Here is a 26,996-nt window from a genome sequence, read left to right as displayed (position 1 = left end):
ACGGATTCACGCGAGCATTTCACGTACCGCGATGAGGATCGCCCAGGCATCAGAAACGGCACGCTCCGCCTCTGCGCGTGTGTAGGCCTCGGCCGGCGTTAACACACCAAGCGCGTCAGGATAACGAGTCGGAACATACAGTTTGTCAAGTGCCAGTGCCGCATCGCGATGAGACGAGAGAGACCGCCGAAACTCCTCTGGGAGCTCGTCGATCAGGCGAGTCACCGAATGCCCCCAGGGGTCGAGGTCGAGCGCGTACCACAGCGCCTTCAATGCCTTCTCCGCTGCTTGCTGAGCAAAGAAGCATGCCTGAGCGAACTTGTTGGCATCGTACAGCGCCTGTGCCGCTTCGAGATCATCCGCAGCTTGCCGGAGCCAGCGTGTCGCCTCCTGTCGTCGCTTCTCCACGCTCATAGAGGACTCTCGCCTCCTGCAGAACGCCGCGGAGGAACGGAAGGTCAGCGCGCTCCAGAAATTCACGGGGAGTATAGACCAACACATCGACGGGGCGCGGAGCATCAGAGAGGAGTTCGAGCGCACGCCCGATTCGCTCGAGTGGGGCGAGTTCGGTATCCCACACGATGATGAGATCAAGATCCGAACGTCGTCCTGCTGTGCCGCGAGCAAAGGAGCCGAAGAGGAGGATCCGCTCTGGATCGAGCGTCCTGACGAGTCGATCGACCGCGTGCTTGAGCCAGCGTTCGATCGCCTGATCTGCACTGGCTGTCCGTTGGAGATTCGACATCGTCGTCATTCTCCCGAGTCGGCGCTACTGCGAGCGTACCACGAGTTCCTGACCAACCAGTGTTCACGATTTTGCAATGGATGGTCACACGAGGCTTGAAACACTCCAGACGGGGAAGCCAAATGAGTCAAGGGGGAGGATAGTGGGAAAAGGCGAGAAACCGATCCGCGTGCTGGTGGTTTGCACGCACAATGCCGCGCGCTCACAGATGGCCGAAGCGCTGTTGCGCTGGATGGCGGGCGAGGCGGTTGAGGTGTACTCCGCCGGGACAGAGCCAACCGCGGTCCACCCGCTGACGATCCGCGTGCTTGAGGAACTTGGCATTCACACCGGTGGGCTCCGCGCAAAATCAGTTGAGGAGTTCCTGGGACAGACCTTTGACTATGTGATCACCGTTTGCGACCAGGCACGAGAACGTTGCCCCGTCTTTCCGGGTGGTGAGCAGATTCATTGGTCCTTTCCCGATCCGGCGGCGGTTGAGGGGAATGAGGAGGAGAAGTTGGAAGCGTTTCGGCAAGTGCGAGACGCCCTCGCCCAACGGCTGCGGTTGTGGGTCAGCGTGACGTTGCGGGATCGGCAGCGTGGACCGGTGACGCACTGGTAAAATTGAAGGAAACACTCTCGGTGTTGCACGCGAGTTGCAGGCAATCGTAGAGATGCGGTTGCCGCATCCGCAGAAGCTCCTTCGCGCGTACCGGGTTGGTAGGGAAACGAGCGGAGCGACTTGTGGTGTCCACTGTTCCCACAGTCACGCCCGTCACAGTCGGCTCAACGAGTTGCTCCAGGGGTCGTGTCTGGGGCTCTGGTCCGAACAGTCCACTCCAGCCAGTACCCTCCGGCTGTGGGAGTGCCGCATAGGCGATATAGGTGGCATTTTCAAACGCGCGCACACGTGCTAGGTGAAAATGCGTTGGGTCGTCTGCTGTGACGGCTGGTGCGTGCAGTGGAACCGCAGTCGGTCCCAAGCCCTGGACCGGCGGAAGGAGCGGTCCGGCAGGAGCAACAATGAGATCACAACCGTCCAGGGCGAGCACCCGGATGATTTCGGGAAAACAGAGGTCGCTTCCGAGGATCAGCCCGACGCGGCCAAGCGGGAGATCGACAACTGGTGGCCGCGCATTCCCCGACGTCAGGAACGCGCGCTCCCAGCCGACGACATGTGTCTTCCGATAAGCCGCGAGGAGTCCGCGCGGACCGACCAAAACGACGCTCGAGGCAACGCCATCAGGAAGGCGCTCGAGGAAGCCTGCTGCAACGACCGTCCGACACCGGCGGGCGAGGCGATGGAGCGCAGTGACCGCATCCGCCACGGGAAGCGCGAGCCGTGCGGCCTCATCGGCGTCGTGCGGAACACCCGTGAGCGCATATTCAGGGAAGACGACGAGGCGCGTCCCACGCGGCAGGGTCTCCAACGCTCGCTCGATCGCTGCAAGATTTCCCGCGAACGCCCCAGAGAGCGGCTGCAACTGGACAACCGCGACGCGGCTTCGCCGACCAGGCGGGAGTGGGCGGTGGCCATAGAGCCCATGGAACTCGAGCGGGTTCCAGAGGTAGGCATTGAGCGTCAGCGTATCGTAGAACTCTGGACGCCGTGCGAGGAGCTTGTCTGACGTCGTCGCTCCGGGAAACCGTTTCTCCCAGGCACGCTTAAGATCCACCGCTCCATAAACGATCCCGTCCCCGGTATCGAGCCGCGACTGGATCCGGCCGTCCGGATCGATAATGGCCGAGCCACCGGAGAACTGCACACCGCGCTCGCAGCCATACCGATCAGCCGCAATCAGGTAGCAACCGTTCTCGAACGCCCGTGCCATCCACGCTGCCCCAGGGCCTTTTTCGAGCAGCCAATTGGTCGGGAAGCAGAGAATATCGGCACCCTGAAGCGCGAGGATCCGTGCAGGCTCGAAGTAATCAGCGTCCATACAGATGAGGATGCCGATGCGCCCGAGCTCCGTCTCCCAGACTGGGAAGCCGCGATCACCGTCCTTCGCCCACTTGGGCTCACTGATGAAACTATGTGTCTTACGGTAGACGCCGATGACCCCAGAAGGCCCAAGAAACGCGGCGCTGTTGTAAAAGATTCCTGTCCGGGGATCAACCTCAGGTAGACCCAACACGAGAAAACAGTTGTGTTCACGCGCGAGCATCACGAAGCGCTCGGTCGTCGGCCCGGGAATCGGCTCGACAAAGGGAGCAATTTCCGCCCGGTCATACCAGCAGTAGCCAGTCGTTGCCATCTCGGGCGTTACGAGAAGGCGCGCACCGCCCCGCGCTGCTTCGGCACAAAGTGCAAGCAGACGTTCGACGTTGCGTTCCTTGGCGGCGAAGACCGGCTCGAACTGGATCGCGGCGACGCAGTAGCGTGTCAGCACAACGCTTCCTCCAGCAAACTTAGGCGCTCACCAGCAGGTAGTTTCGCACGGTCTCGTCCTCGAAGTCGACCACGGCAGCGCGCAGAACTCCGTCCTGATACTCACTGCCGGGGTTGAGGCAGAGGGTGCGTCCGAGCCGCTGAGCACCACGCGACTCGTGGATGTGGCCGTGCAGGGACAGCTGCGGCTGATAAAGCTCGATCGCCGCTCGGACAGCAGTGCTCCCGACCGGTACCATCTCGACGACACCGCCGACCACCACCGGCTTGAGCGTCGCGTCGAGGCGCGGCGCGAGATCGAGGCCAGTTCCATATGGTGGACAGTGGACATTGAAGATCGCAAACGGGAGATCTTCTCTGGGGATCTGCGTCGCGACAGCGTCGATGCGGCGTGCGAGCTCCTCCTCGGGCATGTCGCGTGGGCAGTGCCATGGTGTGAGATTGGCGGCTCCCACACTGGCGAGCCAGACACGTCCGAAAAGGGGAAGAGCACGTCCTTCAAGGAACTCCGCACCTGGAACCTCAGCAAGGAGTGAATCGAGCTCGAGCGGATCGTCGTTTCCACAGTTCCATAGGAAACGGATCCCACGCGGTGCCAGACGTTCCCGCGCCAGCGAGCCCCAGTGGAGGAGGCGCTCACGCATGAGAGCCAGGAAGGCCTCATGCTGACGAATCGGATCGTTCTTTAGCGTTTCGAACGTTTCCGGATCACAGCGCAGGACGTAAGCACCCCGATCGGCAAGCTCAGTCGTGTAAGCCTCCGCCTCGCTCTCACTGGCGAGCAGTCTCGTCTCCCCATCGACTGAAACGAGCCAGCCACCACGCGCCTGGCGAATGAGTGGAACCAGTACCTTTCCGGTGAGGTCACCGCCAATAAGGACAGCGTTCGCCTCATAGACCAATGCGGCGTTGACCAGTTTTCGGAAGACGAGGTTGGCACCGTGCAGATCGGTCGCGAAGAGGAGACGAAAACGCGTCTGGTGACTCGTCGTTCGGCGGAACCAGCGCATGGGGGCACCTCACTCGGCCGGAACTTCACGGTAGACAAGGGAAAGGTCGATCCCTTGACGACGCCGAATCTGCCAGCTGACAAGGAAGATGACCAGCCCGATCAGCCAGTACAGTGCGAAACCGATGAGACCGAGCCGTGCTAACCCGAAAGCTGGGTTGGTGAGGAAAGCCAGGAAGAGAAACGCGAAGTAGAGGAGTGTTCCCGCCCCAGCGAGCGGGAGAAGCGGCACCCCAAACAGACGGACAGCAGCTGCAGAGCGCCGGAACGACTCCGGCCGTAAGAATGGCCAGAGAAGACCAGCCAACGCCGTGGTGCCAAAAGCGAGCAGATAACCGAGCGTGCTTCCACCGAAGAAGGTAGCCGTGTCACCCCAAAAGGTGAAAACCAGCAAGAACAGTTCAGCTCCGATCGCACTGAGCAGGACGGCGACGACTGGGCTCCCTGTCCGCTCATTCACCTCTGCGAGCTTCTCGGGAAGCAGGCGGTCGAAGGCCCAAGCGAACATACAACGACTGTTGGCCAGGTGATTCATGATAATGGCGGCCATCGGCCAGGCGATGAAGGCAACCGCCATAAGCCAGACGAGGAGCGGACTTTCGGTTAAGAGACTCTGCAAGAGCTGCCAACTGGGCGCAACAGGGAACGGATAGGAATCAGGCGCGTTGGAGAAGACGTGGTTGAAGACGGCCAGAAAATCAGGACCGAACGTCTTTGCTGCAGCCCAGGCCATGAGCGTAATCATTGCAGTTCCAGCTGCGAGGGAACCGAGCACAGCGCGGGGCAATGTGCGCCGCACACTTTGGATCTCGCCACCGGCATACTGGACGAACCACATAAAGAGAAGCGCGAGTGCGTTGAGGCCGGTCGCATAGAGCGTCTGAAGCGGGTCATTCCAAGACGCGGGGAGCTCCAACCCACTCTGGCGAGCAGCTTGCTCGAGCGCCGCTGGGTCGAAGAAGCGTTGTGCGTGGGCAAGGAAGTCCGCGTGGGAGGACAAAGCAACAACGAAGACACCGAGTGCAAGCGAAGCGAAGGCGAGCACGAAAAGGGTGCGCTGAACGAGGAGGGCACGGCGGAGTCCGCTGATCAGGACGAGGGCAAGAAAGACATTGACCAGCGTGCCGATGAGGAGCGTCACCCATGGTGTCGCCAGGCGGTCGGCCAGCCCGGTGAGACCGGAGCTTCCGAAAAGGGCACCGGTGATCGAGAGGCTCGCGGCGATTCCCTGGGTCGTGACCCAGTTCGCATAGGCTCCCATCCAGGACATGTTCCAGAGGACAACGGAACAGTTGGCTGCAAAGCCGAGCGCTGGATGGAGTGTCCGGCTAATGTAGACGTAATCACCACCAGAACGTGGCATGGCGAGTCCGTACAGCAGGTAGACCGTCCCGGGGAGCAGGACAAGCGGTGCAGTCAGCAGGACGGAAAGGGGGAGATTGAGACCTGGGAAGAGCCAGGGCATTAAAACAATCTGGGTCGCCGTGATTACCAGGTTGATGATTAAGAGATTCCCGATGAAGGCATCGAGTGCCGAGATACTGCGCACAAGCCCCGAAGACTGCCGGACGAAGAGTCGCACTGACATTGCCGCTTCCGCCCCCTTTCAACTGTATCTGTTCCGCTACGGTACCATATCAGGGCGTTATCGCCGTAGTGAGGATAACTTGGCGCTGTCACGGGCGCAAGCAGCGGCAAAGCGTTCAACGGGCGACATTGCACGGTGCCATACGGCGGGCGGTCCACGACGGTGATCCACAGAATGTTTGAAGGGGTCCCGTCGCTGGCTGTGCCGGGTGATACAGAAGACGCAGGGGGACGAGAACACGAAGCGCAGCGAGTGGAAGCAGATACCAGGAAACGACGGTCTTGGTAGTCCGGTGGTTCTCGCCAGCCTCAACGATCCCGTCATTGTCCAGACTATCACCTCCCCTCACGTTAATCAGGAGAGCGGTCGGAAGCGGAGCGTCCACCAGGCATGGCTCGGATGCTCGCTCTTGGGGTGCCGATCGGCAGTGAGAGTCGGTGTACTGCCCTGACCACGGCCAGGCCAGATGAACAGCAACAGGCACCGAAAGGTCTTGTGCAGCTCGTCTCCATCCGAGATCTTTGTTCGGATCGTCCTGCCGATCGAGGGGAGCCACAGCATGACCGCACTGCTTTACAAGAAGACAGAATACCCCCTCAAGAAGCTTTTGCTCGACATCCAGAGCGGGCATCTGGCACTACCAGACCTCCAGCGGCCATTTGTCTGGCCGGACACGAGAGCGCGCGATCTCCTAGACTCGATGTACCGCGGGTTTCCGATTGGCACCCTCTTGTTCTGGGAGTTTGGTCAGCAGGACAGAATACACGTCCGTCAGATCGGAGCGAACGGGCAGTGCACGCCGCACCTCTTGGTCATCGACGGGCAGCAACGCCTTACCGGACTCTATGCGGTCTACTTTGGCGTACCAGTGCGCGACAAGTCGTTCGTGCACCGTCGAATCAAGATCGCCTTTGACCCGCTCGAGGAGCGGTTCGAGGTCTCCAACGCGTTCCTGGCCAAGGATCCACGATGGATTGCGGACATCAGCGTCCTGTGGAGACCCGAGACATCACTCTATGCGCTCATCGGCAGCTACCTCACTCGGCATCGTCAGCTCGGTGGTCTGAGTCTGAGTCAAGAGCGACAAATCGAGAATGCTTTCCAACAGCTGCACGCACTGGAGAACTACCCGTTCACGGTCCTGGAGGTCTCACACGACGTCGACGAGGAACGTGTTGCTGAGATCTTCGTCCGTGTCAACAGCCAGGGGAAGTCTCTCAAACAGTCCGACTTTGTTCTCACCCTGATGTCGGTGTATTGGGACAGTGGCCGGGCACAGCTGGAACGGTTCTGTGAACAAGCAAAGCAACTACCTTAGTGAAAGCCATCCCCATTGAACCGTGTGTGGCAACCGACGCCAGAGCAACTACTCCGCACAACAGTGGCGCTGGCCTTCCGACGAAGCCGCTTGCGCACCGTCTATGCACTTCTGCGAGGCAAAGACCTAGAAACCGGGATCTTTCCAGAGGATCAACGCGAAAGGCAGTTTCAACGGTTGGCCGAAGCACAAAGCAAGGTGCTCGCCCTCGAACACTGGCATGACTTCCTGCACGTTCCGCGGCTGGCCGGCTTTCTGCGCGACACCATGATTGGCTCCAAAACTGCCCTCGCTGTGACCTATGCGCTGTGGCTGATCGCCCGCTTCGAACTCGGCCTGCCTGACAGTGAAGCACGCCCGCTTTTGGCACGTTGGCTCTTTCTCGCGCTGCTGACCGGACGGTATGCTGGGTCAGCCGAGACGCAGAGTGAAGAGGACTTGCGTCAACTCGACGGCATCCACAGCGGCCGCGCTTTCCGCGAGCGGCTTCAGACCATCATGACAACGGTCCTGACACCTGACTATTAGAGCGTCACGCTCCCCGCCGCCTTGACGGCGACAGCAAGCTCGCCCCTTCTCAAGGTCTTCCGTGCTGCACAGGTAGTCTTGGATGCGCCAGCACTCTTCTCGACGATCCCGAGCCGGCACGTTCTGGATCCAACGCACGCACCACCGATCAAGCCGGTGCACGACCACCACCTCTTCCCTCGGGCCTTTCTCTCCCAACTTGGCTTCACACCACAGCAGGCGAATCAGCTGGCCAACCGCGTCTGGATCGGGTGGCGGGACAACCTGGCAATCAATGACTCACCGCCGGACGAGTACGCACCGAAGCTCGAGAGACTCTTTTCGAGAGAGCAGCTTCAGAAGATGCTGGAGTTGAACGCGCTTCCGGAGCGCTGGTATGAGTATCCGTATGAGGAATTCCTCAGTGAGCGACGACGGCGGATGGCTCATCTCATCAAGCAAGCGTCCGAGTGCATCGGTCGCTAGCCTGCCAGTATGTCTGAGCAGACACGAACTCCAGCCTCGTCCGGGAAGGCATCGCCCGTGCGAGACCGTTCCTCCGAGGAGACGGGACGGGTCAGCCATGACACGCTGGGTCACGTCAGAGAGCTCACAGTCGAGCCGGCCTCGACGGAGGCACGTTGCGAGGGAGAACTGCTCGATCAACAGAGTGCGCAAAGGGCTTCGCGGGCAAGAGCGCATGTTGGGAAAACAAGCCATTGCCAGGCAATGAGCAAACAGGGTGGTAAGCCCGTGGGCTCACCACCCCGATTATGCTTCGGTACGATGGGGATCACATAAACGTCATATCGTCCACGTTCGGGATCTTCTCCAAGATTTCGTTGTAATAGCTGCCGTCGGCGGCCTTTGCGACGCGGCAGATGTACACGGTATGCACAGGGCCCTGCGACTCCGGGTAGAAGCGGAACTCACCGGCCGGCGCCGCAACCCGCACCGACTTGACGGCTTGGATAAACGCCTGCTTGTCTTCGACGCTCCCTCTGACCGCCTCGATCGCCTGGCGCACGACGAGCCCACCGAGGTACCCCAAGTAATCGACCTGCCCAGGCTTGCGATTGTACTCCCCCCGGAAGGTGTCGACGAACTTCTTGTTTCCCGGGAGATCGATGGATGACGTGTAGACTGTACCACTCACCAACCCAACGGCAGCATCACCCATCTCGGACAGGATCGAGTCGTCGGTCGTCGCACCGGAGGCGATCAGCGGAATCTGATCCTTCAGCCCGAACTCTTCGTACTGGACGACGAGACGGATGGCGTCAGAACTCAGTCCGTGGAACTGGAAGACGGCATCGATGTTCCCGGCCTGTTGCTGGATCCGCTGCAGGAACGGGCCAAAGTCTTGCGTACCCATCGGGGAATAGAACTCGTCGACCCAGGTACCGCCGGCCTTCGTAAAGCGCGCCTTGAAGGCCGCAAGTTCTTCCTTCCCGGCTGCGTAGTCAGCTGCGAAGCCGAGCATGCGCTTGTAGCCCAGTTTCTGATAGGCATAGTCGGCGACGGGCGAATCATACTGGCCGTTCGCATAGGACACCCGGAAGATGAAGGGGCTGCGCATCTTCGGGTCACGCGTCAGTGCCTGCAGCGCCGCATTGGTGACGATCGTCGGCATCTCGCTCTGGTGCAAGTAGTCCCGTAGCGCCGCCGCTTCGCTACTCAGCGTAATCCCCATGAGGAGGTGGACTCGCCGCTGTTCGAGCAGCTGGCGCGCCTTGGACAAGGCCTGATCCGGCTGACCAGCCGAATCCTCGATGAACAGCTCGAAGGGCCGCCCCGCGATCGCGTTGCCGGCCTCCTTGAACGCCAGTTGGATCCCACGGAGGTTGGCCTCGCCGTTCGGACTCGCCGGACCGGAGAGCGTGAGTAGGACGCCGATCCGGATCGGTTCCCTGGTGACCGTGGCCGCGGCCGTCGGTGTCACCGCTGCAGCTGGCGTCGGTGTAGCCGGGGCGGTCGTCGGCGTGGCTGCAGCTGGTGTCGGCGTTGCTGCTGGCGCAGCTGTGGGTGTTGGCGTTGCCTGCCCACCCGCACAGGCTGCCATCAGAGCCGAGACGCCAAGCGCACCGAACGCTCGCTTCAGGAAGGCTCGTCGATCCATCCGCTGCATTGCACCCTCCTCACGTTGCACAGACTTGACCTCGCCCTTCGATCGACCTCAATGACCACGCACCGTCAGAAGATACTGTCGCGCATGCTCAGCGAATGGCACGGGGGCGACTGTCGCACCGATCTCCACTTGGACATGACGCTCGACGAGCGGCTTCCGTGATCCGCCGTGCGGCTCTCCCCAGAGGAGTGTCACGCGCGTGCCCGGCTGGCTGTACGCCGGATCGACAACCGCCAGCGAGAGGATAGCACCGTAGTTTGCGCTGTAACCGCAGGTCGTCGAGACACCAATTCGCTCACCACGCTGATTGAGGACTGCATCATACTGCCACAGTGCATAGCGCGGTAATGGCCAATCAATGAACTTGGCCCGACGGCCAGGGGGTTCAGTAAACATGGTTCGGATAGCCCGCGTCACGTCCTCGCCATCCCAGACAAGCGTCACCTTGACGCGGTGCGGCTCAGTCGCCATCCGCTCGAGCGCCGCCCGCCCAACGAAGTCATGGTCAAACTTCACGAGATGTCCATATCCCAAATCCCACGGGGTGAAGTAGTAATCTTCGATGTTCGGCGAGTAGAAGCTACCACCGATCGATCCAATCGCTTCCTCACTCGTCGCTGGCAACCACTCACGATAGGATCGGAGTTCTGGGCTTGTATAGATTGCTGGCACGGGCGAGGGGATCCAGCCCACGCCCTCGATACCGCTCGTGATATAGGCCTTCGCGCCGACACGCCGGAGGCCGTGCTTTTGCCCGGCCTCGAGAATTGCGTCACGGACCGCCTCTCGGTCTCCCCACGGGCCGAAGAGCTCAGCACCGGGGACTCCAGCCATGCCGTGGCGCAGGAAGAACACACGGCGACCGGCAATCGTTATCTCCCCGATACGGAAGTACTTCACCTCTGGCAATGGCCCACCGTTCAGCTCTTCGAGCAACACTGGCGCCTGTGGCCCTTGGAGCTCAAATCGGTACACCGTTCGAGGTCGATTTGGGTCAACAACCGACCAGGCGTCTTTCTCGACTGTTATGTTATAACCACCAGTCTCGGCGTGATACTGCACCCAGTTATTGATGCCGGGACGGGAGACTAACTTGAGACGACCATCTGGCAGAGAGAAGAGAATACCATCACCGATCACATAGCCCTCTGGACTACAAGCGACCAGCTGTTTGGCGTGCCCCGGCCGGAAATTTCGAAAAGAGTTGACCCCAAGATGCTCGAGCAGGAGCACAGCGTCAGGGCCACTGAGATAAAGGTTGGTCATATGATAGGACTGGTCGAAGAGCGCGACAGATTCACGCCACGCATGCTGCTCGTCACGCCAGTTGGTGAATTCTGGAGGCAGATCAGGGAAAGTTCCGAGAAGCGTCAATGGCTGGTTGCAGAGATGATCGACGATATTTGGGATCTGATCGAGGAGCGCCTGGAGACTCAGGGCTCGTGCTGACGACATCTACAGATCCCTTTCGCTCCTGCTCTCGCTCCTTGCCCCAGGGCTTCTAGGGAGGTGGTCACGCCGCGCAACGCCCAGGCTAATTCAGTGTTTAATTTACAATGTTTATCATGAGGCGTCAACTCGATGGTTCCGATATGCCGAACATCTGGACACCGCTCCTTGCATTTCGAGGACGTGCTGCAAGGATGTTCTTCCATGCGCGAGCAGCGGGCGCACTTGGTTGGCGTGCCGATCCGGCCGGTCAGTTCACCACTCCCACGCACGACATCGCTCAGGTGTCTCCGGCACGCCGAGTCGGTTCAGGACTTCAGTGATGACGAGAGGTCGCTCTCAGTGCCTCAGAATTCGTCGCGCGAACCCACGCGCGGGACGACAGCAGTAGCTCCGCGCATCGTTCGGATCACCACCGACGTACACCGGCCAATCAGGGTAACGACAGGCCGGCAAGGTGCGTAGGACAGGTTCAGTCTGCTGGAGGATGATCCTCGCATCAGGTGGTTGACTGCTTTCTACCCAACGTTCCAGGACGGTGAGCCAGTCAGCCTGACTGGGCGCATTTCCGCCGCGGTGATTTGCTCCCGGAACGACATAAAGGCGAGCAAACGACTCGACCAGTTCCTCGCCAAGGCTTTCCTGGATACGCTGGAAATACTCAATCCCGGCGTAAGGACTCTGCGCATAGTCGGCCAGATATTCGACGAGGATAAGTTTCCCACCCCGTGCCGCAAAACAGGAGAGATCGGGGTCGGTCGAATCGACGATGGCGGAGACCTGGATGATTCGCTCGCGCCAGCGCGGGTCTTCCGGATCGAAGTGATAGGTCCGGAACGCTGGATCGCGGACAATGGCGTAGCGGACGAACTGTGCACCGAAGTTGACAATGATTGGGCCACCAGGATCGACGCCTGGCGGTTGCACCGCTGGCGGTGGTGCAGAGCCCATGACCCAGAGATCCCAGCCACCAGGCAGATCCTCATTGCCAGAGGGCCAGCCGGGATAGGAAGTGACACCGTTCGCGAGCGGGTAGGAGAGTTCCAAACGTGAACGCATTAACCGTACTGCAGCGATTTGCGCCTCGGTCAGACCAGGCTCCTCGGGACTCGATGCACAGCAGAGTGCCGCAACGTCAAAGTCACACGCTGTGTAGTCAATCAACAAGCCATCCAGTACCGCTTCACAACCACCACAGGCCTCACGCTGCGCCTGGGCTAGGAAGCGGATCTTTCCCGCATCCATCCAACCGCCATTGAGGAGCACACGACCCATGCGATTTCCAGCCAGCTGAAGCAACGTGAAGTTAAGAACTGGAACAATACTCAGCACACCGTCGTAGTCCTCCGGGAACCGTTGGGCGACGGTGAGCGCCTCACGACCCCCCTGCGAAAGTCCGGCGAAATACGTACGGTCTGGCTCCGCACCGTAGAACCAACGCATGATTGTGACGGCCACATCACGCGTCTTCTTCAGCGCAGCATAACCGAAGTTCTCAAGCGCCTCGTCGTTGAGTGCGAAAGCCGCGTTCATCCCCTGGTGGCCAGAATCGCTCCCGAACGTGGCATATCCTCGGGCCAACGGCACCAGAGCGTCCGGCGGAGCTCCTGGTGCTGGTTCTGTCCCACTCGGAACGAACCCGTTGTAGCCACCGCCCCCGACATGAAGTGCCCGCCCGTTCCACACAGCCGGGAGGTTGACCCGGAAACGGATGGGCGGCGCGGTCGGATCAACCGACTCAATCACGCCCTCGATGCGACAATAGGCTGGCAACCGCTCGCTCGCAGGGACGACCTCGGTCATCACGAGGTGCGCGCCACGTGTCGGCAGCGCGATCGCCTCGGCAACGACCCGCTGGCCGGTCAGCCTTGCGCAGTGTCGCTCGAGTCGCACCTCATCCATCTCCATTCTCCTCTCTGAAATCTGCAGGACGGGCAAATCCGCCTGATCAGGCTGTGCTCTGTCTGGGAACACCTTGCAAGGCATGCTGGGTGTCCAAGCCGAGGTAGGCAAGGCCATTGTTCAGCACTGAAGAACAAAGGGCCCCTGGCTCTTCGCCAGGGCACCGTCCTCGATGGAGGATGAAGACTGATCCTCTGGATGAGGAGAGGCGTGAGACTCCTACGGTGTCGAGACGGCGAGCTCCTTGCCGGTGATGAACTCGAGGAGCGCCGGTGTACCATCCTCAACCGCGCGGAGTGCCCGCTGGAGAGCTGGGACGATCTGGCCCGGCTCAGTCACCCGCTCACCGTAACCACCCATGGCTCGGGCAAATGCCGCATAGTCGCCGCCGATATCCGTGGCGCGGTACTTCTCGGTCGCCACGGGCATCACGGGAATCTCGATGGCCATCGAAAAGTTGTTGAAAAGGATCGACAGAATCGGAATTCGCTCCCGTACTGCGGTTTCAAAGTCCATCCCGGTCATGCCGATCGCTGCATCGCCCCAGACGTTGACGCAGAGCATGTCCGGTCGGGCGAGCTTGGCACCCATGGCCAAACCGAGCCCATAGCCAAGTTGAGTTGATTTGCCCCAACCGAGGTAGGTGAGCGGCCGCTTGGCAATCCAGAAGGGGGAAAGTTGGTCGCGTGGGCTGCCAGCATCGTGCGTGATGATCGTGCGTTCGACGTCAAGTGTTCGCATGAGTTCCCAGATCACGCGGTACGGTGTGAGGGGAACTTCGTCGGACGTCAGCTTGGGCATCCACTGAGCAAGCCAGGCCTCACGGACACGCTGAATCTCAGCTGCGACCTCCGGCAAGCGTCCACGCGGCTTCCCGCCGAGCCGCTCACTGACCGCTTCGGAGAGTGCCGCGAGGGTGAGCTTGGCATCACCCAGAATGGCATGACTCACCGGGACGTCCTTGTTGAGGTCGGCCGCATCGAGCGTGGCGTGGACGATCGTTTTCCCCTCGTACGGAATGCGCACGCCGTAGTTCGTCTTGGTGAAGCTGCAGCCGATGCCGAAGATTACGTCGGCCTCACGCAGGAAATACGAGACGGTCGCCGGATAGGCCCGGCCACCGGCGCCGAGCGCGAGCGGATGATCCTCCGGGAAAGCGCTCTTCCCTTGAAGACTGGTGCAGACCGGTGCCTCAAGGAGTTCTGCCAGGGCTCGGAGTTCCTCCCAAGCTTGGGCATAGTGGACCCCCTGCCCGGCATAGATGACCGGGCGCCGGGCGGCAACAAGCACAGCCGCCACCTCATCGACAGCGACCGGATCCGGGGCGAGACGCACACGAGGAGCCGGGCGGTAGTCGAAGGTGCCGGTGAACTCCTCCTGAACGAGGTCGCGCGGGAGTTCGATCACAACGGGACGCGGCCGACCGTTTTTGAGCTGCGTCCACGCGCGGCGGAGGGCGTTCGGCACTTCGCTGGGCAGGACAACCTGCTCGACCCACTTGGCGATCTCCCGGAAGTTCAACAGTGCACTGAAGTTGGGAGGCAGGTTCATGAGTGGACGCGGATAACCCTCAGGTAAGAGCAGCACTGGAACGCTATCGGCATAGGCCTGGGCAACCGCGCCAAAGGCATTTTCCGTTCCCGGACCATGCTGCATGGCGAAGACGCCAATACGTTGGCCCGAGGTGACACGGCTCATCGCATCCGCCATGTGGATGCCCACACGCTCCTGCCGGACGATAACCGTTCGGATATCCGCGCGGGCGGCAGCCTCCAACACGTCGTTCACTGGGTATCCGATGATGAGCTCGACTCCCTCGCGCTTGAGAATTTCCGCGACGACATCCGCGACACGCACCCTTTGCCTCCTCACCCGCTCTACCACTCGCCATACGCACCGGGATCAGTTTCTCCATCGGCAGACGCGTGACGACACCGGTCAGCAGCCAATGCGCGACATCGATCACCGGCTCAATACCTTGTCGGCACGAACAACGCAACCATCACTCCAGGGGGCATTCCCCTGCGCCAGTCTACCGCAGGGCTCCTGGTTTGGAAATGAACACTCACCAAAAGGAACCCAGAGTGCACGTCGTGTGGGTAGCTACGGTGCGCTCGGTGGCGCCCCTCCCTGTGATGGACTGTACTGAAGCCGGATCCGACAGCAGAGTAGCGTCAGGGCCTCTTTGAGAAAACGACACTGTGCACACAGGGAGACGCTGGGTGCTGCTGATCGGCTTCAGCTCCTGAAAACCCGATATTGTCTCTTCCGGCACGACGCTCTTTGGGTCATACTTGCTGTAAGCACCTCGCTCTGAGTGCCGGATGCAGAGACGACGGAAGCAGAGCATCCCTGATCAGCAGGGATGTGGGAGGAGTCACGAACTGAGCAGAGTTGCCAGAAAGGAGCTCCTGGATGGGTGCCACGAGGCAGTTGCCGCAATCGCTGCCGATGACCCCCGAGGCACGGCCCTGGCTGCGCCACTATGAGCCTGGCGTTCCTTGGGCGATTGAGATCCCTGAGACGACGATGCCGGAGTATCTTACGCTGAACGCTGGACGGTATCCGCGGCGAGAGGCGATCCGCTTCTTTGGCAAGTCGATCCACTATCGCGAGCTCAACGAGGCCGTCAATCGTTTTGCGCATGTGCTTCTTCGGTTCGGTGTACAGCCAGGTGATCGGGTGGCGCTTGTTTTGCCAAACTGCCCGCAAATGGTGGTCGGCTACTATGGGGCCTTGCGTGCTGGCGCAGTTGTGGTGCCATGCAATCCGCTCTATGCCGAGCCAGAGCTTGCTCTTCAGCTTGCTGACGCTGAGGTGAAGGTTGTGCTGTGCCTCTCGCTGATGTTCCCCAAGGTGCAAGCGGTGCGTGACCAGGTTCCCTCGCTTGAGCATGTGATCGTCACCAATATCAAAGAGTACTTGCCGCCACTCACTCGGGTCGGATTCGCCCTGTTCCGGGAGCGGCAAGAGGGACACGATGTGATACTCCCCGAGGATGGGCGAACGCACTGGCTCCAACCACTTCTGCAGAGTGCTCCGACAACTCCACCCGGCGTAGCACGGAATCCGGACGACCTGGCTGTCCTCCAGTACACAGCGGGGACAACCGGTGTGCCAAAGGGTGCGATGTTGACTCATCGGAATTTGGTTGCCGTTGCGCTCCAGACCCACGCCTGGGCGCGCAACATTGAAGAGCCGGACGGCACTGATGTCGTGCTCGGTGTCATCCCGATCTTCCACATCTACGGGCAGACGGTGGTCATGAACTTCCCGATTGTCACCGGTGGGTGCATGGTCCTTCTCCCACGCTTCAATTTGAAGGAAATCTTGGAAGCGATCGACCGTGAGAAGCCCACCTTCTTCCCGGGTGTCCCGACGATGTATGCGGTGCTTGCGAACGCACCGAAGGTGGAGAAGTACAACTTACGGTCGCTGAAGGCCTGCATCTCTGGTGCTGCGCCGCTGCCGGTTCCAGTGCAAGAACAGTTCGAGCGCCTGACCGGAGCTCGGCTCGTCGAGGGGTACGGGCTCTCCGAAGCGCCGGTAACGCACTGCAATCCGATCCTTGGCGAGCGAAGAGCCGGAACCATCGGCCTTCCGCTCCCGAGCACGGAGGCGATCGTGGTGGACTTGGAGACAGGAACCCAGATGCTGCCACCGGGCGAGGTTGGGGAGCTCGCCGTTCGTGGACCACAAGTGATGCAAGGCTATTGGAAGCGTCCGGACGAGACGGAGCGGGTCTTCCGCGGAGGCTGGTTCCTGACCGGCGACATTGCGCGCATGACTGAAGACGGGTACTTCCAGATCGTCGACCGACGCAAGGACATGATCATCGTCGGCGGACTCAAGGTCTTTCCCAGCGAGGTGGAGTCGGTATTACTCCAGCATCCGGCCGTGAAAGAGGCAGTGGTCGTCGGCATTCCAGATCCCTACCGCGGTGAGATGGTGAAGGCCTACGTTGTCCTCCAGGAGGGAATGAGTATCGACGCGCGGGAACTCCTTGCCTTCTGTCGCGAGCGGCTGGCACCGCATCGTGTCCCACGCGAGATCGAGTTCCGTACAGAACTCCCAAAGAATTTGATCGGCAAAGTTTTGCGCCGCAAGCTGATCGAGGAAGAGCTCGCCAAGCGGCAGGGTGAAGCGGCTGCACCCGCTGAGGGGTGAACTCGTCAGGAACGCACGACTGCTGCGGCAGGCGTCCTGCGCCGCAGAAGCCAGAGAAGTGCGACCGCGCCAACAAGCGCGGTGGCCAGAGCGATGACTTGCGCCTGCTGGAGCCCCCAGAACCAGACGGCTTCCTGCCGGACAAAGCTCACGAAGAAGCGGCCGATGCCATACAGCAACCAATAGAGCGCGAAGAGGCTGCCGTCAGGCAGGCCGCGCCGGCGCAAGCGCCAGAGCACTGCGAGGACAAGGAAATTCACTACCATGTCGTAGATCGGATAGGGGTGGGTCGGAACACCGAGGAGGTCGGCTGGAAGCAGCGCCTTTGGATTCGTGTAACGCAGGGCAAAGGGACAGTACCCGAGCCCTTCGGTCGGTGTTGCGGCGGCCGCTCCCGAGCAGGCAAGGCACGTGCAGGGGCCGCCCCAGGCATCACCGTTGATGAGACAACCAATGCGGCCGATCCCCTGCGCGAGGAGCAAACCTGGGACAACCGCGTCGGCAACCGGACCAATCGGCACTCGCTGACGCCACAGCAGGACGGCAGCAGTCACCGTCCCACCGATGATCCCTCCATAGACAGTGAGGCCCCCTTCGGTGATCGCCAGGATGCGCCACGGTTGGCGCAGATACTCACCCAGATGATCCAAGACGAAAAAGAGCCGTGCTCCCAGGATACCGCCAAGGATTGTCAGAACAGCGAGAAGATCGAAGTTCGGGATAGTGATCTGTTTCCGATTCAGCTCCCGGCCAGCCAACCAGACTGCAGCCAAGATTGCGACTGCCGTAAAGAAGCCGTGCCAGGTCAAAAGGATGGGGCCGATCCGCGCGATGTCCGGATCCATACCAATGGTAAACGTGACCATACTCGATGCCTCCTGTCATACCCAGTGGGAGTATCCCATCAGATACCCCAGAGGGTCTCAGTTGTCAAACAGCACTGAGCACTCGTATCAAGCGCACCGCAAGCCAGGACTCGGCCCCGCGCCCCCCTGGGCCACTGACGTTGCGCAGCGTCAGTGTGACTGGAACCTCGCTCTGCAGCCGGTCGAACTGCAGAACCACGTTCATCGTCGACCAGCCTGCGCCCGCAAATGGATTCTGTCCATCCCAAATGACCCAACCAGCCAGCTCCATCTGGAGCGCCGCCACCGGGTCACCACGATGCTGCCGACCTTCGACCTGGATCAGCAGTCGTTCCGTTCCCGCAGGGATGACGAACGAAACTGAGGCCTGCTCGGTACCGCTTCCGCTTCCGAAAAGCAACGCGGCGTTGGTGAGATCACGGCTGAACCCTTGCAAGGCCCCATCACGTGACGGGAGATAGGCTCCGACAAGCTCCTCCGGTGCAAAGGTGAGTGCGGGTGCATCGGTAAACCGCCGGAGTTCCGGAGGTGTCGGCGCGAGCACCTTGAGCGAACCGAGCAGCACCTGCACTTCCGAGGGCGTCGGAGTTGGCACCGGTGTCGGTGTGGCCGGAGGAGTCGGCGTCGGTTGTTGCGTCGGCGTGGGTAGCACGGTGGGCGTCGCAGTCGGATCGGCCGGAGCGAGAACGACTGCAGTGACTGTCGGCGTCGGTGCCGACTGCTCTCCCGGCACCTGTGCTCGTGCGAAAAGCGCAAGCAACACGATCACGGCGAGCGAAAGGACTGTCACTCCGCCCGCCAACCTGAGCGTCCCCGAACGGGCCCGTCCCGGACGTGCAGTGGTCAGCGCAGGAGCATCAGTCTGCGCGCTCGTTTTCCCAACGAGACTTGCTGCCTGGAGCGCAGCGGCCATCGCTTCAGCCGAACGGTACCGGAGCTCCGGCTCCTTAACCAGTGCACGTCGGACTACTTGCTCCAGTGCCGGCGGGATGTCACGTCGCCAACGGCGCAACGGGACGGGCGTCGTGTGGAGGTGCTGTGCCAGGAGCTCATCAGGTGTCTGACCTGGGAAGGGCAATCGACCAGTGAGAAGCTCGTAGAGGAGTACACCGACCGCGTACAGATCACTGGCGGCAGTCGCCGGCTGCCCCCGTATCCGTTCCGGAGCCACGTAGGCAGCCGTTCCAAGAAGGTCCACTGGGCCGGTGAGGGTCGGCTCGTCGGCCCGCCGGGCGATGCCGAAGTCAGTCAACTTCGCACGTCCGTGCCGGTCGAGCAGCACATTGGCGGGTTTGACGTCGCGATGAACGATCCCCGCCCGGTGGATCGCAGCCAAACCGTTCAGGACATCAAGTGCCAGGCGCACAGCCTCGTCAACTGGAAGCGGGGCACGCTCCCGGATCAAATGCGCCAAATCGCCACCATCAACCCATTCCAGAACGAGATAGCGAAGCTCGCCATCGCGTCCGGCATCGTAGAGCTGCACAACGTTGGGATGCGAGACGGCTGCAGCTGCACGCGCTTCACGCGCAAATCGAGCTTCCTCGCGCGCATCGCTGGAGTCGGCGCGGAGGATCTTCACCGCTACCGGTCGCTCGAGCACAAGGTCGCGCGCAAGGTAGGTTGTTGCCATCCCGCCGGTGCCAAGAGGCTGTTCGAGGCGATAGCGACCACCAATCACGCGTGGAGGCGATAGAAACACGACAGAACTCCTTCGCCGTGGGCGATTGTACGCCGACGGGACAGAGCGGCGCGACCTCACGCGGGCACGGGATCGAGCGGGACATTGTCGATGAGCCGCGTCGTGCCAACCCAGGCAGCAACGAGCAGGAGCGCCGGGCGATCGACCTGGGCAAGTTCCTGGAAGGTCTCACGATCGCTCACACTGACATAGTCGAGACGGACCGGCGTCTGAGCGAGCGCAGCATGCACCAACTGCCGAAGTACTTCGGCATCACGCTCCCCCTCCTGGAAACGGGCGAGCGCCGCGAAGAGCGCACGCGGCAAGGCAGCCGCGGCGGCGCGCTCATCTGCTGAGAGGTAGACATTCCGGCTACTCATCGCCAATCCATCCGCCTCCCGAACGGTCGGCACCGCCACGATTTCGACCGGAAGCGCGAGATCCTGAACAACCCGACGGACGACCAGAACCTGCTGGGCATCCTTCCAGCCGAAGTAGGCACGGTGCGGCTGCACCAGGTTCAAGAGGCGCGTCACCACCGTTGCCACGCCACGAAAGTGTCCTGGTCGCGCCGCACCTTCTAACCGCTCAGCGAGCGGTCCACGCACCTCCACCGCCGTGGCGAAGCCAGGTGGATACATCTCCTCGACCGGCGGCGCAAAGACCAGTTCAACACCCTCTGGCTCCAGCAGGCGGAGATCGCGCGCAAGATCACGCGGATAACGCTCGTAATCTTCGTGTGGCCCGAACTGGAGAGGGTTAACGAAGATACTCACCACCACCTCATCGTTCTCAGCACGAGCACGCCGGACAAGCGCGAGGTGCCCCGCGTGGAGATAGCCCATGGTGGGGACAAAACCGATTGTGCTGCCCGTGCGCGCGGTACGCCACGCGCGGAGTTCATGGACTGTCCGCACGAGTTTCATTGTCTCCGCCCTCACGCCGGCTGCCGAACTCTTCGGCAATCGCAGCGAGTATCTCTGGATCGAGATCGCGCGGGAGGCCGAAGCTCTCTGCCTCACCTGGGAAGGCCCCGCTCCGGACGTCGTCCGCGTAGCGGCGCACCGCCTCGCTGACGACGGTCGCCAGATCGGCGTAGGCCCGGGCGTGGCGGGGGAGCGGGCCGGGAAGGAGATGCAAGAGATCCGTCAGCACCTGCACCTGTCCATCGCAGCCAGCGCCCGCGCCGATCCCGATCGTCGGGATGTGGAGAAGTTGGCTGACGGCCCGAGCGACCGGAGTGGGAACGAGCTCCAAGACAATCGCAAACGCACCGGCCTGCTCGAGCGCGAGTGCATCGGCGAAGAGCTGTCGCACAGCTGGCGCCGTGCGTGCCTGTAGGCGAAAGCCACCCAGTGCATGCACCGATTGCGGCGTGAGACCGAGGTGGCCCATCACCGGGATACCGGCCTGGACAAGCCGCGCGACTGTCTCCACAACCGGACCGCCGCCCTCGAGCTTGACCGCCTGGGCGCCCCCCTCCTGCACCAGCCGTCCCGCATTCCGAAGGGCTTCCTCCGGGGAGACCTGAAAGGTGAGGAACGGCATGTCCGCAACGACCAGCGCCCGGCGCACTGCCCGCGTGACAGCCTTGGTGTGATGGAGCATCTCGGCGAGCGTTACGGGGATCGTCGTCTCGTACCCGAGGACGGTGTTGCCGAGCGAATCACCCACCAGAATGACCGGGATCCCTGCCTCATCGAGGAGGCGTGCGGTCGGATAATCGTAGGCGGTGAGCATGACAATCCGCTCACCACGCCGCTTCATGGCGACAATGTCGGCGACCGTCACACGCTGTGTCATCCAGACACCCCCTCGCCGCTCTCGGCGCTCGTGAGCCAGTCAGCCAAGGCATCCAGCGCCGCTTGTCGTTCAGGATCACCGGCTGCGCGTTCGCGGGCCAATGGAAGCATGGCTCCTGCAAGCGCGCAGTAGAGGCTGAGCCAGTGCGGTGCCTCGTGGGCAAGCGCCGCAATGTGCCGCTCGAGCGTTTGGCGGTCCCCTCGGGCAACGGGCCCCGTCAGCGCTTGGGATAAGCCGAGGTGTTCCAGGTTGGTCAGGGCACCCCGCAGCAATGGCATGAGGTGGCGTACCGCCGCTTCGCGTTCCAGCCCGGTTGCCCGGCCGAGGAGCTCGGCCGCTCCACCAACGAGTGCGACCAGGCCGTTGGCTGCGAGCGCTGCGGCAGCGTGATACAGCGGGCGTTGATCCGGGTCGAGGCGGAACGGCTCGGCCCCGAGCCGTCGGGCCAAGGACGCAAGCTCGGTCGCCAGCGGTGGATCCGCTTCGATCGCCACCGCCACACCGAGCCAAGCTGTTGGATCAACCCGGCCAGCGAAGGCCTGGAGTGGGTGAAACGCACCCGTCTCCGCACCCGCCTGCGCAGCAGGTGCGAGCAACTCGCGTCCATACGCACCGGCCAAGTGAATGACTGCCTGTCCAGAGCGCCAGCGCAGCTGCGCGCACAGTGGAACGATCGCGCCGTCCGGTACTGCCAGCACGACCAGCGCCCCGCGGTCAGCTGCACTCTGCGGATCTGCACAGGCGAGCGCCCCAGGCAGGCGAGTCGCGAGCGCCTGCGCATGCTCGAGTCGACGACTCCAGACCGCACTCACCTCGATGCCAGCGGCCGCGAGAGCAACGCCGAGCGCCGTTGCCGCTCCGCCGGCACCGAGGAGCGAGACCGGTTGCCTAATCGATGGGCTTGGCGACGACGATGATGCGGTGATCATCGATCCCGTACGGCCAGCAGGTGACCAGCGTCACGCGTTCTTCGGGCATCGGATCGAGGAAGCGGCCAGTCGCAATCCGTTCCTCGAGCGGCACACCGACTTCCTTTCGATAGTGGATTTCAGTGACGCGGTACCGAAAGACCCCAGCATCGCTGGTGAGGATCACCTCATCGCCGAGCTTCACATGCTCAAGCGTGCGGAACACCTCACCTTTCCAATCATTATGGCCGGTGATGACGATGTTCCCACCCTCACCGGGATTCGCCGACGTGCTGTGATGGCCAGCGGCATAGTCAGCGACTTCCCATTCGATGACTTGCATCCCTTGGATCTCAACAATGCGATAGCCGACCTCGACGACCGTGGTGTCGATCCCGACAGAGGGGATCTGGATCCGCGTCGGTGGCGGCATCTTCGGCTTGGGTGTCGGGGTCGGCTCAGGGGAAGGAGTTGGGACAACTGGTAAAGCCCCGAGCTGTTCCGCAAGTGGCGTCGGCGAGGGAAAAGACACTGGTGTCGGCGTTGCCACTGCCTGCATCGGTGGGGGCGGAGTGACGATACTTGCTTCCTGGCTTGGTGGAGGCTCGGGGGAAGGGCGAAGCGCAGCTGTCCCCATCGCGGCGACTGCCAGGAGAAATAGACCTGCCAGGATAAGGACGGCACTAAAAGGAGAGAGCCGTCCACTGGTAGGACGCCCTTCACCGCGTGCAATAGGTGTACGCGCGGCCCGGCCAAAGCTGAGGGCTGGGATGGGCGAACGCCATCTTCGGCGTTGGCCAGGCACGGTCAGCACCCGCAGCGGTGGTCCATTGTCTGATGCGCGTCGCCTCATAACCCCCCGGGGAACCCCTCTCCACCGCACGCGCGCTAAGTATAGCCGCAGCCGCCTTGAGATCGGGTCATGTCGCAGCGCGCTAGCAGGACGAACCGCTTTCCGCCAGATGTACCTCTTAGCCTGGCGCGTGACGCTCTCCTGCTCCGAAGGTCGAAGAGGCAGCTGCCTGGCACATACTCGAACACCAGGACTACTGTTCTTCGGATCATCCTGCCGCTTGCGCAAGCCCCGAACGGCAGGCACACTCGAGACAGGAGCCGACGCAACACCAGAGGAAGAGGAGGTATGCGATGGCGGCCCGAGCATATGTCCTGGTGCATTGTGACGTCGGGAAAGCGCGCGCAGTCAAGGAGGCCTTGGCCAGCGTGCCTGGTGTCCAGCATGCCGATATTGTGACCGGAGACTACGACCTGATCGTCGTCGTTGAACAGCCAACCGTGGAAGAACTTGGACGACTTGTCCTGGAGCGTATCCACGGTACACCAGGCGTGACGGCAACCAGCACGCACGTCGTTGTTGGCTGATCCTTCGGTCAGCTCAGCAGAGAGCCGACCTGGCATGGCGACGCTTGTTCTGCATTCCCGAACGCACGGCTTGCATACGGCAACATTCTGGTCATGATTAGGAATGAAGTCAGTGCAGTCGACTAGAGATCGGAGGAGCGGATGAGCGGCGCCTTGCGGTTCCCGAGCCCATTCGACGTCGGCACACCACCTGGGGCAGAAGGGTGGGAGCAGCTCTATCCGTACTATCTCCTCTTCAGTGAAGACCGGCGAGCGGAAGAAGAGCAGCGCCTCTGGTTCTTTAACGGTATGCACTTCCCGGAGGCGATGACCCCCTTCGACATTATCACCGCCGAGGCGGGATACTTGGCGATTGGTGAGATGAGCAGTCGCATGTTCTGTATCCCGCCGGCAATGGGCATCGACTTCCGCGTGCTTAACGGGTATGTCTATATCAGCCCGACTCCGGTCACTGACCCCGCACTCATCGAGCGCCGTGCCTCCTGGTTCCAGGAACGGGCCGGCTACTATTACGCGAACTGGCGGACGCTCTATGACGAGTGGAAGCAGAAGTTAATCGGCGAGATCGATCGGCTGGTCGCAATCCAGTTTCCGGAGCTCCCCGACGTTGAACCAGCCGAGTATGTCTTCAGCCGTCGTGGCTACGGCGCCTCAATGGACAACTTGACGGCGTACCACGATCTGATCGATAGCATCTTCCGAGTGTGGCAAATCCATATGGAAATTGTCATGATCGGGTTTGCCGCCTACTTCACTTTCTACGATTTCTGCAAAAAGGCTTTCCCAGAAATCTCTGACCAGCAAGTAACTCGGATGGTCGGCGCGATCGACGTGAGCATGTTCCGTCCGAACGACGAACTGAAGCGCCTGGCCCGGAAAGCCCTCGAACTCGGCGTTGCGGACATTTTCCTTACTGACGGCACAGGTGAGCGCGTCTTTGCTGCGCTCCGGAACAGCGAAGCAGGCCAGCGTTGGTTGGCTGAGTGGGAGCAGAGCGCTGATCCCTGGTTCTACATGAACACCGGTGACGGTTTCCAGCACCACCACCGTGCCTGGATCGATGACCCAACCCCGGTCGTAAGCGTTTTGGCTGACTACATTCAGCGTCTGCAGCGCGGCGAGAACCTGGAGCGTGATACCGAGGCCCTGCGGCAAGAGCGCGACCGAATCACGCAGGGTTACCGAGAACTCCTCGCCACCGAGGAGGAAAAGCAAGCCTTTGATCAGATCCTCGCACTGACCCGCGAGGTCTACTACTCGATCGAGGATCACAAGTTCTATGTGGAGCACTGGTATCAGAGCCGTTTCTGGAACAAAGTGCGAGAACTCGGCAAGTTGTTTGTCGCCAGGGGCTTCTTCCAGAATGTCGATGATATCTTCCTCTTGCACTACACGGACGTCGAGCGTGCGTTCATGGATCTCCTGCTCGGCTGGAGCATTGGTTCGGCATCGCGTGGTCCAGCCTACTGGCCGTCCGAGATCGCCCGGAGACGGCAGATCATGGAGCGGCTGCGCGCCTGGGCACCACCGCCGGCCCTCGGTGTCGTTCCAGAGGTGATCGGCGATCCGGCGATCATCATGCTCTGGGGCATTACGCCGGAACGGCTGCGGGCCTGGCTGAGTCCGGATGAGGGGAACCTGTTGCGTGGCTTCGCTGCCGCACCTGGTGTCGCCGAAGGACCCGCTCGTGTTGTGTTGAGTGTGGAGGAGCTCCAGGACGTCCGCGACGGCGAGATCCTTGTCTGCTCGGTCACCGAGCCCAGCTGGGCCCCCGTGCTCGCGCGCGTCCGCGGGATGGTCTCCGATATTGGAGGTGTGATGTCACACGCCGCGATCGTCGCTCGCGAGTACCGGATTCCAGCCGTTCTCGGAACTGGTGTTGCGACCAAGCGTCTTCGCACCGGGCAGATGCTCCGCGTCGACGGTGACAACGGTGTGGTAACGATCCTGGACTAAGCGTCGCAAGGCCCGGAGAGGAGTTATGGTTCGCATGCATGACGCACCCTTCATCCTCAACTTCGCGACACTGCGGGAAGCGGATCGTCCTCTCGTTGGGGGGAAAGCAGCGAGCCTCGGTCTGCTGCTTGCTGCGGGATGCCCCGTACCGCCCGGCTTCGCACTGACGACCGCGGCATATCACACCTTCCTCGAGGATAATGGACTGACCGGGCTCTTCCGCCTCGACCTCGACCGTTACCCCAGTCTTGACGATGCGGCAGCGGCGTTGGCCGCGCGCGTGGAGGAGGCCTTCACCACAGCAGCACTCCCCGACACACTTGCACGGCATCTCTCCGACGCATACGCCCAGCTCGGCCGCACGGTGGGTAGCGCGCAGCCGATTGTTGCCGTACGCTCGAGTGCAGTTGACGAAGACAGTCAGACAGCGAGTTTCGCTGGCCAGCATGAGACGTACCTCGGCATCCAGGGGTTCGACGAACTTGCGCGCGCAGTCCGGCGTTGTTGGGCCAGTGCCTACACACCACGGGCTATCGCCTATCGCGTCCATCGGGGGCTTCAGCTCGAGGACGCCGCGGTGGGAGTCGCTATCCAGCTCCTGGTGGAGCCACGGGCAGCGGGAGTGCTCTTCACCCTTAGCCCACGGACCGGCGACCGCTCGCTGGTGGTCATCGAGGGCAGCTGGGGACTCGGCCAGGCAGTGGTGGCCGGCGAAGTCACACCGGACGAGTACGTGGTCAGCAAGGTGACGTTGGAGATCGTCCGCAAGCAGATCAATCCCAAGCCGTTCCAGTACCGGCGCGGCGGATCCGATGGCACACTCCAGCGCGAGGAACTTCCGCTGGAGCGCGCGGCTGCCCCGTGCCTCGACGATGCCGAGGTCGTCGAGCTCGCCCGGCGCGCCCGTGAGCTTGAAAAGCAGTTCGGCTTCCCCTTAGACGTGGAATGGGCGATCACGGATATTCCCAACCGTGGAACGATCTACTTTCTCCAGTGTCGCCCCGAGACGGTGTGGAGCCAGAAGGAGCGTCCTGCAGTCACCATAGCGGCGACCAACCCGATCATGGCGATTGCCCAAACGCTCGTTCGCCCGCCAAACCGCTGAGGAGGTGCGAGGTACCACGACCAAGAGAGCACAAGAGACAGTGGGCGCAAGAGGAGCAACTCTCGCACCTACTGTGCATGTGGAATCGCCAGGACATGCCAGAACTGCTCGCC

At 61.7% G+C, this 26,996-nt stretch carries 23 protein-coding genes; 8 read left to right on the top strand and 15 right to left on the bottom strand.

The window, feature by feature from the left end:
- Positions 1 to 6: 6 nt before the first annotated feature.
- Together NET03_RS07010 and NET03_RS07005 are read right to left on the bottom strand one after the other, a co-directional pair.
- Complete coding sequence (locus NET03_RS07010; RefSeq protein ID WP_252128195.1) at positions 7 to 414, bottom strand: HEPN domain-containing protein; 408 nt, start codon at positions 412 to 414, stop codon at positions 7 to 9.
- Positions 356 to 745 (bottom strand): nucleotidyltransferase domain-containing protein, encoded by a 390-nt coding sequence (locus NET03_RS07005; protein WP_252128194.1) that lies wholly within the window; start codon positions 743 to 745, stop codon positions 356 to 358. Before NET03_RS07005 ends, NET03_RS07010 begins: the two co-directional genes overlap by 59 nt.
- A gap of 142 nt (positions 746 to 887) precedes the next feature.
- On the opposite strand from NET03_RS07005, the gene NET03_RS07000 reads away from it, so the two are divergent.
- On the top strand, positions 888 to 1,349 hold the full coding sequence (locus tag NET03_RS07000) for an arsenate reductase ArsC (protein WP_353655793.1): 462 nt from the start codon (positions 888 to 890) through the stop codon (positions 1,347 to 1,349).
- On the opposite strand, the gene NET03_RS06995 is transcribed toward NET03_RS07000, so the two are convergent.
- From NET03_RS06995 to NET03_RS06985, 3 genes are read right to left on the bottom strand one after another with little or no spacing between them, the layout of a single operon-like run.
- Positions 1,300 to 3,117 carry a nitrilase-related carbon-nitrogen hydrolase gene (locus NET03_RS06995; protein ID WP_252128193.1) on the bottom strand — a complete coding sequence of 606 codons (1,818 nt, stop codon included), beginning with the start codon at positions 3,115 to 3,117 and terminating at the stop codon, positions 1,300 to 1,302. The genes NET03_RS07000 and NET03_RS06995 overlap by 50 nt on opposite strands.
- Before the next feature lie 19 nt (positions 3,118 to 3,136).
- Positions 3,137 to 4,126, bottom strand: coding sequence for a metallophosphoesterase family protein (locus NET03_RS06990; protein WP_252128192.1), 990 nt, complete (start codon positions 4,124 to 4,126; stop codon positions 3,137 to 3,139).
- A 9-nt stretch (positions 4,127 to 4,135) separates the two neighbouring features.
- Positions 4,136 to 5,713 carry an APC family permease gene (locus NET03_RS06985; protein ID WP_252128191.1) on the bottom strand — a complete coding sequence of 526 codons (1,578 nt, stop codon included), beginning with the start codon at positions 5,711 to 5,713 and terminating at the stop codon, positions 4,136 to 4,138.
- Positions 5,714 to 6,272: 559 nt separating this feature from the next.
- On the opposite strand from NET03_RS06985, the gene NET03_RS06980 reads away from it, so the two are divergent.
- From NET03_RS06980 to NET03_RS06970, 3 genes are read left to right on the top strand one after another with little or no spacing between them, the layout of a single operon-like run.
- On the top strand, positions 6,273 to 7,031 hold the full coding sequence (locus NET03_RS06980; RefSeq protein ID WP_252128190.1) for a DUF262 domain-containing protein: 759 nt from the start codon (positions 6,273 to 6,275) through the stop codon (positions 7,029 to 7,031).
- A 24-nt stretch (positions 7,032 to 7,055) separates the two neighbouring features.
- Positions 7,056 to 7,559: a hypothetical protein gene (locus NET03_RS06975; RefSeq protein ID WP_252128189.1), complete on the top strand. Its 504-nt coding sequence runs from the start codon at positions 7,056 to 7,058 to the stop codon at positions 7,557 to 7,559.
- 21 nt (positions 7,560 to 7,580) lie between these two features.
- Positions 7,581 to 8,024, top strand: coding sequence for a hypothetical protein (locus NET03_RS06970; RefSeq protein ID WP_252128188.1), 444 nt, complete (start codon positions 7,581 to 7,583; stop codon positions 8,022 to 8,024).
- 307 nt (positions 8,025 to 8,331) lie between these two features.
- On the opposite strand, the gene NET03_RS06965 is transcribed toward NET03_RS06970, so the two are convergent.
- From NET03_RS06965 to NET03_RS06950, 4 genes are all read right to left on the bottom strand, one after another.
- Positions 8,332 to 9,666, bottom strand: a complete 1,335-nt coding sequence (locus tag NET03_RS06965; protein WP_252128187.1) for an ABC transporter substrate-binding protein — start codon at positions 9,664 to 9,666, stop codon at positions 8,332 to 8,334.
- Between the two features lie 48 nt (positions 9,667 to 9,714).
- Complete coding sequence (locus tag NET03_RS06960; RefSeq protein WP_252128186.1) at positions 9,715 to 11,121, bottom strand: aminomethyl transferase family protein; 1,407 nt, start codon at positions 11,119 to 11,121, stop codon at positions 9,715 to 9,717.
- A gap of 333 nt (positions 11,122 to 11,454) precedes the next feature.
- Positions 11,455 to 13,017 (bottom strand): tannase/feruloyl esterase family alpha/beta hydrolase, encoded by a 1,563-nt coding sequence (locus NET03_RS06955; RefSeq protein ID WP_252128185.1) that lies wholly within the window; start codon positions 13,015 to 13,017, stop codon positions 11,455 to 11,457.
- Positions 13,018 to 13,236: 219 nt separating this feature from the next.
- Entirely contained in the window at positions 13,237 to 14,874 is a 1,638-nt protein-coding gene (locus NET03_RS06950; RefSeq protein WP_252128184.1) for a thiamine pyrophosphate-requiring protein, read from the bottom strand.
- A 558-nt stretch (positions 14,875 to 15,432) separates the two neighbouring features.
- Between NET03_RS06950 and NET03_RS06945 the strand changes: the two genes are divergently transcribed.
- Positions 15,433 to 17,184 carry a long-chain-fatty-acid--CoA ligase gene (locus tag NET03_RS06945; protein WP_252128183.1) on the top strand — a complete coding sequence of 584 codons (1,752 nt, stop codon included), beginning with the start codon at positions 15,433 to 15,435 and terminating at the stop codon, positions 17,182 to 17,184.
- A 5-nt stretch (positions 17,185 to 17,189) separates the two neighbouring features.
- Here NET03_RS06945 and lgt read toward each other — a convergent pair whose 3' ends face one another.
- The 6 genes from lgt to NET03_RS13570 all read right to left on the bottom strand — a co-directional run bounded on the left by lgt (position 17,190) and on the right by NET03_RS13570 (position 23,295).
- Positions 17,190 to 18,050: a prolipoprotein diacylglyceryl transferase gene (gene lgt, locus NET03_RS06940; protein WP_252128182.1), complete on the bottom strand. Its 861-nt coding sequence runs from the start codon at positions 18,048 to 18,050 to the stop codon at positions 17,190 to 17,192.
- A gap of 64 nt (positions 18,051 to 18,114) precedes the next feature.
- Positions 18,115 to 19,752 (bottom strand): serine/threonine-protein kinase, encoded by a 1,638-nt coding sequence (locus NET03_RS06935; RefSeq protein ID WP_252128181.1) that lies wholly within the window; start codon positions 19,750 to 19,752, stop codon positions 18,115 to 18,117.
- Between the two features lie 56 nt (positions 19,753 to 19,808).
- Entirely contained in the window at positions 19,809 to 20,657 is an 849-nt protein-coding gene (gene panC / locus NET03_RS06930; protein WP_252128180.1) for a pantoate--beta-alanine ligase, read from the bottom strand.
- Positions 20,632 to 21,534, bottom strand: a complete 903-nt coding sequence (gene panB, locus NET03_RS06925) for a 3-methyl-2-oxobutanoate hydroxymethyltransferase (RefSeq protein ID WP_252128179.1) — start codon at positions 21,532 to 21,534, stop codon at positions 20,632 to 20,634. Before panB ends, panC begins: the two co-directional genes overlap by 26 nt.
- Positions 21,531 to 22,463: a Rossmann-like and DUF2520 domain-containing protein gene (locus tag NET03_RS06920; protein ID WP_252128178.1), complete on the bottom strand. Its 933-nt coding sequence runs from the start codon at positions 22,461 to 22,463 to the stop codon at positions 21,531 to 21,533. The genes panB and NET03_RS06920 overlap by 4 nt, the downstream gene beginning before the upstream one ends.
- Positions 22,423 to 23,295, bottom strand: a complete 873-nt coding sequence (locus tag NET03_RS13570; protein ID WP_286207270.1) for a sortase — start codon at positions 23,293 to 23,295, stop codon at positions 22,423 to 22,425. The genes NET03_RS06920 and NET03_RS13570 overlap by 41 nt, the downstream gene beginning before the upstream one ends.
- Before the next feature lie 293 nt (positions 23,296 to 23,588).
- Here NET03_RS13570 and NET03_RS06905 point away from each other — a divergent pair, with 293 nt between their 5' ends.
- The 3 genes from NET03_RS06905 to NET03_RS06895 all read left to right on the top strand — a co-directional run bounded on the left by NET03_RS06905 (position 23,589) and on the right by NET03_RS06895 (position 26,883).
- On the top strand, positions 23,589 to 23,822 hold the full coding sequence (locus NET03_RS06905) for an Lrp/AsnC family transcriptional regulator (protein ID WP_252128177.1): 234 nt from the start codon (positions 23,589 to 23,591) through the stop codon (positions 23,820 to 23,822).
- A gap of 141 nt (positions 23,823 to 23,963) precedes the next feature.
- Entirely contained in the window at positions 23,964 to 25,778 is a 1,815-nt protein-coding gene (locus tag NET03_RS06900; protein ID WP_252128176.1) for a PEP-utilizing enzyme, read from the top strand.
- A gap of 34 nt (positions 25,779 to 25,812) precedes the next feature.
- Positions 25,813 to 26,883 (top strand): PEP/pyruvate-binding domain-containing protein, encoded by a 1,071-nt coding sequence (locus tag NET03_RS06895; protein WP_252128175.1) that lies wholly within the window; start codon positions 25,813 to 25,815, stop codon positions 26,881 to 26,883.
- The last annotated feature ends 113 nt before the right edge of the window (positions 26,884 to 26,996 follow it).

The sequence above is a fragment of the Thermomicrobium sp. CFH 73360 genome (assembly GCF_023806465.1).
In the GTDB taxonomy this organism is placed as follows: domain Bacteria; phylum Chloroflexota; class Chloroflexia; order Thermomicrobiales; family Thermomicrobiaceae; genus Thermomicrobium.
This window is presented reverse-complemented; position numbering and strand designations above follow the sequence as displayed.